This is a genomic window from Paracraurococcus ruber (genome assembly GCF_004353985.1).
GTDB lineage: Bacteria > Pseudomonadota > Alphaproteobacteria > Acetobacterales > Acetobacteraceae > Paracraurococcus > Paracraurococcus ruber.
The window spans coordinates 21,341-30,162 of sequence record NZ_SMOA01000061.1 but is presented as its reverse complement, the minus strand read 5'-3'; the positions used below and the strand labels follow the sequence as shown (position 1 = coordinate 30,162).

Here is an 8,822-nt window from a genome sequence, read left to right as displayed (position 1 = left end):
GCCGCGGCGGCGGGGCGGGCGACGGGGCACGTGGCAGGGCGCGCGGCGGGGCGGGGTGCTTCGCGGCGCGGCGCCGGACCGGCGCCGATGGCCGCAGGGGGGACCGAGTGCCGGCCAGGTGGCCGGCCCGACGGGCCAAGGGGATGGACCCGGGCGGGATCCCGGGGGACGTGTTGCAGCAGGGGGATGCGTTCATGGCGCAGGTGATCGTCGTCACATCGGGCAAGGGGGGCGTGGGCAAGACCACGACCAGCGCCGCCTTCGCCACCGGCCTCGCCCAGCGCGGGAAGAAGACGGTGGTGATCGATTTCGATGTGGGCCTGCGCAACCTCGACCTCATCATGGGCGTCGAGCGGCGCGTGGTCTTCGACATCGTCAACGTCATCCAGGGCGAGGCGCGGCTGAACCAGGCGCTGATCCGCGACAAGCGGGTGGAGACGCTGTCGATCCTCCCCGCCTCCCAGACCCGGGACAAGGATGCGCTGACCAAGGATGGCGTGGCCGAGATCATCGAGGAGCTGTCGAAGGACCACGACTACATCGTCTGCGACAGCCCGGCCGGGATCGAGAAGGGCGCGCTGCTGGCGCTGTATTTCGCCGACCAGGCGGTGGTGGTGACCAACCCCGAGGTGTCCTCGGTGCGGGACAGCGACCGCATCCTCGGCGTCCTGCAGTCGAAGTCGAAGCGGGCGGAGGACAAGCGGGACAAGGTGAAGGAGCACCTGCTGGTCACCCGCTACGACCCCAACCGGGTCGAGCGCGGCGAGATGCTCAAGCTCGACGACATCCGGGAGATCCTGGCGATCCCGCTGCTCGGCGTGATCCCGGAGAATGAAAGCGTGCTGCGGGCGTCCAACACCGGCATGCCGGTGATCATGGATGCAGAGAGCGTCGCCGGGCAGGCCTACAAGGATGCGGTGGGGCGCTTCCTGGGCGAGGACCTGCCGCACCGCTTCCTGGAGCCGGAACGCAAGCCGGGGCTGCTGCGCCGGCTGTTCGGAGGGAGGGCTGCCTGAGATGAGCTGGCTCGACTTCTTCAAACAGAACCGCAAGCCGGAGCCGAACAGCGCCGGCGTGGCCAAGGAACGGCTGCAGATCGTCCTGGCGCATGAGCGGATCGGCCGGGCGCGGGAGGATTTCCTGCCGCGGCTCCAGCAGGACCTGGTCGCGGTCGTGGCGCGCTACATCGCCATCGACCCCGGCAAGGTGAACGTGAACCTCGACCGCGGCGGCGACATCTCGACCCTGGCGATCGAGATCGAGCTGCCGGGCGCCAAGCCGGCGCCGGCCGAGGCGCGGGCCTGACGCGGCGGGCGCCGGCCTAGGGCGGCCGCGCGCGAGGGCCGGCCGCTGGCCCGTTGCGTCACCGGTCCGGCGGCTGCCGGGCCGCAGCCTCCATGGCCGCGGCGATCCTGGTTTCCATGGCGCGGTCCATCGCCTCCGGCGACGGGTCGACCTCCGCGTCCGTCACCCGCAGCCGCTCCTCCCGCAGCGTCACGGACGCGCCGCCGGCCAGCGTCGGGCAGGCATAGCGCAGCACCAGCCAGTGCAGCCCGCCATCGCGGCCCGGCGTGCCGGTGACGCGCATCAGCCGGTCCCCGTCCAGCAGCCGCAGATGGCAGGCCTGCCGCGGTCCGTCGCCGGCGACCGGTTCCTCCGGCAGGGCCAGGTGGAAGGCCGGCCCGGCATGCAGCGCGGCGGCCGCCTGGCCGGCCGCGGCCATGGCGGCGGATCGGCCGGCCGGCCCCCAGGCGAGCAGGCGGCGCATCCGCGTCGGCCCGTCTTCCGGGTCGAGCGCGTCGACGCCCGTGGTCAGGCGCGGCGCCACCAGGCGTCTCGCCGGCTCGACCGTCAGCGTCACCGTCAGCTCCAGCACCGGGCTGTCGGCCAGGACGGCATAGTCGTAGCGCAGCCGGGCGAAGGGGTGGCGGCGGCCCAGCAGCCCCTCGCGCCGCGCGAAGCGGCTCTCATGGAACAGCACCACGCGGCCCGGCAGGCGGCGCAGCCCGTAGTCGACGATATGCGCCTCGACATCCAGGGCGACCTTCCGGCCGCGATGGCGGAACTCCAGCAGGTTGCCGGAATGGCAGATCGGCGCGCCGGGCCGCCCGGCCGGGCCGCGGATGGCCTGCAGCACCAGGCCCTGCGACAGGTCGCCGCTGTATTCGTGCCAGGGGGTGGTGACGATGAAGCGCCGGGGATCGCGCGATTCGAGCCGCAATTCCGGCCGCGCCGCGCGCGCATGCAGCATCCCGCCGGCGGAGACGGCGAGCGCGGCGTCGAGCATGGCCTCCGCCGCCGTCACGGCGGGCAGGGCGGGGGCTGCGCCCGCGCCCTCCGTCCCGGTGCCGGACATCCTCCCACCGTCGTCCATGCGCCCTTCCCGTGCCGACCCCGCCGGCGATCCCGTCCGCCGCGGCCGCGCCCCGCGCGGCGCCAGGCCAGCGGACAGGGCGCGGGGCGGCCGGGCGGGTCATTCCACCCTGCGGCGATCCGCTCTACAGCGCTTTGCGTTGCCCTGGGAACGCCTCTTCGCCGCGGCCCGGGCGTTTCCCGGCGGTCGTCCGAAGCCGCAGGGCGACAGGCAACGGGATGACGGCGGGGCAGGGGACGGGACGCATGGGCATGGGGCAGGACGGCATGGCGCCGCATTCCGCGGCTGCGACGGCGGCGGGCTTCGAGGCCGAGGCGCTGGCGGCGGCGGTGCGCTTCGCCCTGGACCACGAATCGCCCTGGCCGCGCGACATCCGCGCGCATCTCGAGGCCGGGTTCTTCGAGCCGCCGCCGGACAACGCCATCCTCGGCCCGGTGCGGCCGCGCGGGGCGCCGAACGGGCTGATCCTGCGGCGGGGCCGGCCGGCGGCGCGCTGGGGCGACACGCGGCAGGTCGACATGACCTTCAGCGTGGCGAAATCCTATCTGGCGCTGCTGGCCGGCATCGCCGTGGCCGACGGGCTGGTCCCCGACCTGGACGCGCCGGTGCGCGACCTGGTCGATGACGGCGGGTTCGAGGGGAAGCAGAACGGCGCCGTCACCTGGCGGCAGCTGCTGCAGAACACCTCGGAATGGGAAGGCACGCTCTTCGGCAAGTCCGACGTGATCGATCGCGGCCGCAACCTGACGGTGGAAGGCCAGGGCCGGAAGGGGCTGCCGCGGCCGCTGCACCCGCCGGGCCAGTACTGGGAATACAACGACGTACGGGTGAACCGCCTCTCGCTCGCGCTGCTGCGCCGCTTCGGCCGGCCGCTGCCGGAGGTCTTCGCCGAGCGGATCATGCGGCCGATCGGCGCCTCCGCCGATTGGGAATGGCATGGCTACGAGACGAGCTGGGTGGAGCAGGACGGGCGGCGGCTGCACAGCGTGCCGGGCGGCGGGCACTGGGGCGGCGGCGTCTTCATCCATGCCGAGGACCAGGCGCTGGTGGGCCGGCTGGCCCTGCAGGACGGCGTCTGGGACGGGCGGCGCCTGCTGCCGGCGGGCTGGGTGGCGGCCTGCCGCACGCCCTGCGCGCTGAACCCGCATTACGGGCTGCTGTGGTGGCTGAACACCGGGCGGACCCGCTGGCCCTCCGCCAGCGCGTCCTCCTTCTGCTTCTCCGGCGCCGGCGGCAACATCACCTGGGTGGATCCGGAGCAGGACCTGGTCGCGGTGCTGCGCTGGGTGGATGCGACCCGGCTGGACGGCTTCATGGCCATGGTGGGGGCGGCGCTGCGGGGCTGACCGCCGCGGCACGCCCGCCGGCTACATCGCCAGCACCGCGCCGGAATGGTGCCGCAGGGTGAAGTCGCCGAACTCGCCCGTCAGGAAGCGGAGCGGCGTCTGCCGGTTCGGCACCGCCAGGGCGACCAGCGCCGTCATCCCCTGCGGCACCCGCAGCCGGTAGAGCGTGCCGGGCGCGATCACCGCCAGGTCGGTCTCGCCGAGCAGGACGGTGTCGAGCGAGGCGCCGGCGGCCGAGGCAAGCGCCAGGCTGGCGGCGCTGCCCGCCAGCCAGCGGGATTCGCCGGCCGGGGTGAATTCCGGCAGCGCATGGCTGTCGCGGACGATGTCGAGCAGCAGCCGGCCTTCCCCGACCGGCGCGACCAGCGCGGCGCATTCGGTGGGGGATGGCAGCGGCTCGGCCGTGCTCGGCTGGGCGAAGCCGGTGACGCCGCGCGCCAGCTCCGCCCGGCAGACCAGCGGCTGGTCGTCGAAGGCGCCGCGCAGCAGGCCGAGGGCGGCGTCGCGGAACAGCAGCGCCGGCAGGGCGCCCAGCACGTCGCCCTCGTCCAGGCTGCCGCGCGGCGACAGCGGGCCTTCCGGAAGCCGCGCCACCGCCTCGGCGGCGCGGGCCTCCAGCCCCACCGGCGCCAGCGCGCCGCGCAGCAGCACATGCCCGGCCTCGATCAGGCGCCCGAGCGGTTCCGCCGTCTCGACGCCGACGGCGCCGATGGCGACGCGGCCGGCGAGGCGGCGGCGGGCATCCGCCCGGTCGGTCCAGAGGCCGCCATGGATGCTGCGCGTCCAGCCGACGCCCGGATGCCGGGCGCGCAGCGCGCGGAAGGCGTCGACATAGCCGGTCAGGTTGGTGCGCGGCAGCTCGACGTCGCCGCGGTCGGGCTTCACCGAGACGAAGGCGAGCTGGCCGGGATCGACCGGCGCGCCGAACTCGATGCGGAAGCCGCAGCGGCCGTCGCCGAGGCCGGCGGCGGCGAGGTCGGGGCGGCTGGCATCGGCGATCGCCTCCCCCACCACCGCGCCGTTGACCATGGCCTGCACCAGCAGCGGCTCCGCCGCGCGGTCGTCATGCGCCCAGCCGGCGGCGAAGAGCGGCGTGATCTCGTCGATGGATCCGCGGATGGTCATGCGGCCTGCTCCCTGGCATCGGCGCGCGCGGCGCGCAGCGTGGTCTCGTAGAGGTCGAGCATGGCGGCGCCGGTCTCCGCGATGGTCGGCGGCACCGCCATGGTGTCCTGCAGCGCCAGCAGCCGCTGCGGCTCGGCCGCCAGGCCGCGCAGCAGCATCGCCAGCGAGTAGGCGCTGCCCGCCTGGAAGTGGAAGCCGTCCTGGCCGTAGCGCACCTTCTCCGCCATGCCGCCGATGTCGGAACAGATGAGCGGGCGGCGGTTCAGCAGCGCCTCCTGGATCACCAGGGGCGAGTTCTCCCACCAGATGGAGGGGACGAGCACGGCATGGACCGAGCGCATGAGCGCATCCACCCGGCGGTTCTCGTAGGGGCCACGGAAGGAGAAATTCGGCGGCGCCTTGGCCAGCTTCGCCTCGAAATCGCGGCGGAACGGCTCGGGCTGGCCGGAATGGTCGCCATGGACGTCGATGCGGACGTTCTTCACGCCCTGCTCGTCCAGCATGCGCGCCGCCTCGATCAGGACATTGATGCCCTTGAGCGCGGAGATCTGCCCGAAGAAGCCGACCATCAGCCCGTTGGCGAAGTCCGGGTAGCGGTTCGGCCGGGCGCTGGCCGGCCGGATCGGCATGCCGTTCTCGATCATCGACAGCTGCTCGGCCGGCAGGCCCCAGCGGACATAGCGGTCGATCAGGAAGTGGCTGGGCGAGACGAAGTGGTCCACCAGCCGGAAGAACCGCTTCATGAAGAGCTCGCGCAGGAAGAAGTCCTGCTCGGAGATCTCCGGGAAGCATTTGTGGCAGTCGCGCGGGCTGGACCGGTCGCAGAGCGCGAAGCTGGGCCGCTTCACCATCTGGCCGAAGTGGTTGCAGATGCCGAGATACTCGTGCAGCGTGACGACGATCCGCACATCCGGCAGGGCGCGGCGGATCTGCAGCAGCGCCTCCATCCCGAAATTCGTGTAGTGGTGCAGATGCACCAGGTCCGGCTTCAGGTCCTGCAGCAGGGTCATGAACTCGGGCGGGAATTCCGGGTCCGAGTTCGAGTGGATGAAGTGGTCGAAGCCGTGCCCGACATAGGCATAGTCGTCCGGCCCGAAGGGCTGGATGAGGCGGACGCCGAGCCTTTCCCCGATCTTCCCCGGCGCGGCGGCGAGGAACCAGGTGGTCACGCCGGGCTGCGCCTTCAGGTATTCGTACATCTGGAAGGCGGCGATCTCCGCCCCGCCGCGGGAGACGCGCGGGTCCATGTGCGACATCACCAGCACGCGCATCGGCCGGCGGTCCGCCGGCCGCGGCGGCGGCGCCACGGGGCGGGCGGGTGGCGGTTCGGGCAGCCGGGCGAAGCTGCGCAGCGGGACGCGGAACATGCCGGTGCCCTTTCGGTCGGTGGTGCGGGTCATGCCAGGCGCAGCACGGCCGGCTCGGCCGCTGCCTCCGGGAACAGGTGGCCCCAGCGGCGGGCGAAGCTCCAGCCATTCACCAGGGTCAGGTTGTGGCGCCAGAAATTGCCCGGCGTGCCCTGCGACTGGCGCTCCAGGTGCCAGAGCACGGCATCCTCATGCACCGCGCAGTCGAGGCCCTTCGCCCGGATGCGGAAGCAGAGATCGGCATCCTCGAAATCGCCGACGACATAGGCCTCGTCGAAGCCGCCGAGTTCCTGCGCGAGGTCGCGCCGCAGCACCATGCAGGCGCCGGTCACCGCCTCGGCCCGCTGCAGCCCGCGGCTGGGCGGGCGGATGCGGCCCTTCCCGGGATGCATCGCATAGGGGAAGTTGCCGAGCTGCGGCAGGCGCTTGAAGGTCATGCCGGCATGCTGGATCGTGCCGTCCTCGAAGGTCAGCATGCCGCCGACGATGCCGAGCGTCGGGTCCTGCTCCAGTGCGCCGACCATCAGGTCCAGCCAGCGCGGCTCCTGCGGCATGACGTCCGAGTTGAGGTAGCAGACATACTCGCCGCGGCACTGCGCCAGGCCGGCATTGTTGGCCGGGGCGTAGCCGAGATTCTCCGGCAGCAGCACCAGCCGCATCGGGATGCCGAAGCGCCGCCAGGCCGATTGCGCCAGGTCGAGCACCGCCTGCTTCTTCGGCGGGTCGTCCAGCACATAGACCAGCTCGTCCGCCGGCAGCCCGTGCTCGGACAGCAGGGCGCACTGGTACATCAGGTAGTCGATGCGGCCATAGAGCGGGATGATGACGGAGCAGCGCGGCCGCGCCGGCAGGTCGCCGACCTCGGCGATGCTCGGCCGGCCGGCGGCCGCCAGGCGCTGGCGGTTCAGCGCGACGACCGGCGGGCCGATCACGCGGTCGCAGCGGTCCACCACCTCGTCCGGTGCCAGCTGGATGCTGCCCAGCATGCGGCGGATCGCCTGCACGCCGGCGGCGGCGGGCGCGGGCAGCGGCTTGAAGCCGGTCTCGCCGGTCGCCAGCTCGATCTCGAGATGCGCGCGCTGCGGGTCGAGCTCGGGCGCCTCGACATAGGCGACGAAGCCGTGCTTCGCATGCTCCAGCGGGTATTTCGCCTCGAAGCCCTCGCGGATGTCGTTGCGCTCGGTGCCGATCCAGCGCTCGGCCAGCGGGGCGGACAGCCAGTTGCCCATGCGCAGCCGGATGCCGGCGATGGCCTGAGTGGGGTCCAGCCACCAGCCGGTCAGCACCGCGCCGGCACCCGGCGCGATGAAGAGCGAGTCGATCTCGACATGCACCGGTGCCGAGAGCTTCGGCAGCGTGTCCTCGCCCTCGTAGACCGGCTGGCTCAGCACCTTCAGCAGCGGCGTGCGCGGCTTGCGCGACGCGGCGCCGAGCAGGTTGCGCACCAGCGGCAGCAGCTCCTTCTCCGGCATCCGGCCGGTGCCGAGGCTGGGGGCGAGCCGCCGCGGGCCCTCGAGATCGAGGTCGAGCGCCTGCAGCAGCCCCGGATCGCCCTGCAGGCTGGGCACATAGGCGATGTAGCCGAGGCCGAGCCCCTCCACGTCGCTGCGCGGATAGGCGCTGACCGCGGCCTCGACCTCGAGGGTCGCATCCTCGAAACGGGCCAGGGCGCGGCAGGTCTCGACCCCGCGGATCTGCTCGCCGCGCAGCCAGCCGCCGAAGAACCAGCCGCCGAGTCCCTTGGCATAGCCGTGCCAGTCGACATAGCCGTCCGGCTCGGGCCGCGCCGGCGCGGGCTTGGCGAGGGTGGGCAGGGCGGTCGGCAGGTCGAGGGCGGCGGGCGTGCCGCCGCGGCGCAGCAGCCGCGCGGGGCGGGCGACGCTGCCCTGCAGGCTGCCGATGCGGTGGCCGCCGGCAAGCAGCTCATAGGCATGCTCGCCTTCCAGCAGCGTGCGCGGCTGGCCGGCGGCGGCCATCAGCCGCGCCACGTCGCGCAGGCCCAGCTCGAAGCCGAGCGGGCGTCCGGCGGCGGCGGCGGTATAGGGCAGGTCCGGCCGGGCGGTGTTGCGCGGCAGGGCGATGCGCACCTCGCCATCCACCACCAGTTCCAGCAGCCCCTCATTCTCCGGCCCATGCCATTGCGCGGGATCGAAGGCCCAGCCGGCGAGGCGTTCCGGCGCGACATGGTCCAGGTGGCCGCGCGGGCGGAAGGTGCGCGGCAGCAGGTCGGCGACCGGCTGCGTCAGCAGGTCCCGCGCGCCGGCGCTCAGCGTCAGGGCCAGCGCCGCGGCATCCTCGTCGGGACGCGGGATGTCCAGCAGGAAGCCGCAGGGCTTGCTGGCGATGCCGCGTTCCGCCAGGTCCCGCCGGCGGAGGAAGCGGGTGACGGCGAAGCGCGTGCCGTCGGGCAGGCCGAGGGCGATGGGCTCGCTCGGCGTGCTGCCCTCCGGCCCCGCGACCCAGCCGCTGACGAGGAGGAAGCGGGTGCCGATCTCCACCGCTTCGATGCGGCCGTAATGGCCGGGCACATGGGCGGCGCGCGACAGCGCCTCGGCCTCGGCGGCGCTCATCGGCCGGCGGTCCCGGCCGGGCACGGGCGGCGCGCGGGAA

Annotated in this window: 7 protein-coding genes; 3 read left to right on the top strand and 4 right to left on the bottom strand. The window is 73.4% G+C overall.

Features of this window, described 5'->3' with window-relative positions; translation table 11 throughout:
- The first annotated feature begins 194 nt into the window (after window positions 1-194).
- Together minD and minE are read left to right on the top strand one after the other, a co-directional pair.
- Entirely contained in the window at window positions 195-1,016 is an 822-nt protein-coding gene (gene minD / locus E2C05_RS13475; protein WP_133220159.1) for a septum site-determining protein MinD, read from the top strand.
- Window position 1,017: 1 nt separating this feature from the next.
- Window positions 1,018-1,305 carry a cell division topological specificity factor MinE gene (minE, locus tag E2C05_RS13470; RefSeq protein ID WP_133220158.1) on the top strand — a complete coding sequence of 96 codons (288 nt, stop codon included), beginning with the start codon at window positions 1,018-1,020 and terminating at the stop codon, window positions 1,303-1,305.
- 58 nt (window positions 1,306-1,363) lie between these two features.
- Here the strand turns inward: minE and E2C05_RS13465 are convergent, their stop codons facing one another.
- Window positions 1,364-2,374: a hypothetical protein gene (locus tag E2C05_RS13465; protein WP_133220157.1), complete on the bottom strand. Its 1,011-nt coding sequence runs from the start codon at window positions 2,372-2,374 to the stop codon at window positions 1,364-1,366.
- Window positions 2,375-2,619: 245 nt separating this feature from the next.
- Between E2C05_RS13465 and E2C05_RS13460 the strand changes: the two genes are divergently transcribed.
- On the top strand, window positions 2,620-3,720 hold the full coding sequence (locus E2C05_RS13460; protein ID WP_133220156.1) for a serine hydrolase domain-containing protein: 1,101 nt from the start codon (window positions 2,620-2,622) through the stop codon (window positions 3,718-3,720).
- 21 nt (window positions 3,721-3,741) lie between these two features.
- On the opposite strand, the gene E2C05_RS13455 is transcribed toward E2C05_RS13460, so the two are convergent.
- The 3 genes from E2C05_RS13455 to E2C05_RS13445 are packed head-to-tail and all read right to left on the bottom strand — an operon-like array spanning window position 3,742 to window position 8,782.
- Complete coding sequence (locus tag E2C05_RS13455; protein WP_133220155.1) at window positions 3,742-4,845, bottom strand: hypothetical protein; 1,104 nt, start codon at window positions 4,843-4,845, stop codon at window positions 3,742-3,744.
- Window positions 4,842-6,245: a glycosyltransferase gene (locus E2C05_RS13450; RefSeq protein WP_133220154.1), complete on the bottom strand. Its 1,404-nt coding sequence runs from the start codon at window positions 6,243-6,245 to the stop codon at window positions 4,842-4,844. Before E2C05_RS13450 ends, E2C05_RS13455 begins: the two co-directional genes overlap by 4 nt.
- Window positions 6,242-8,782 (bottom strand): glycosyltransferase family 2 protein, encoded by a 2,541-nt coding sequence (locus E2C05_RS13445; protein ID WP_133220153.1) that lies wholly within the window; start codon window positions 8,780-8,782, stop codon window positions 6,242-6,244. The genes E2C05_RS13450 and E2C05_RS13445 overlap by 4 nt, the downstream gene beginning before the upstream one ends.
- Window positions 8,783-8,822 lie beyond the last annotated feature (40 nt).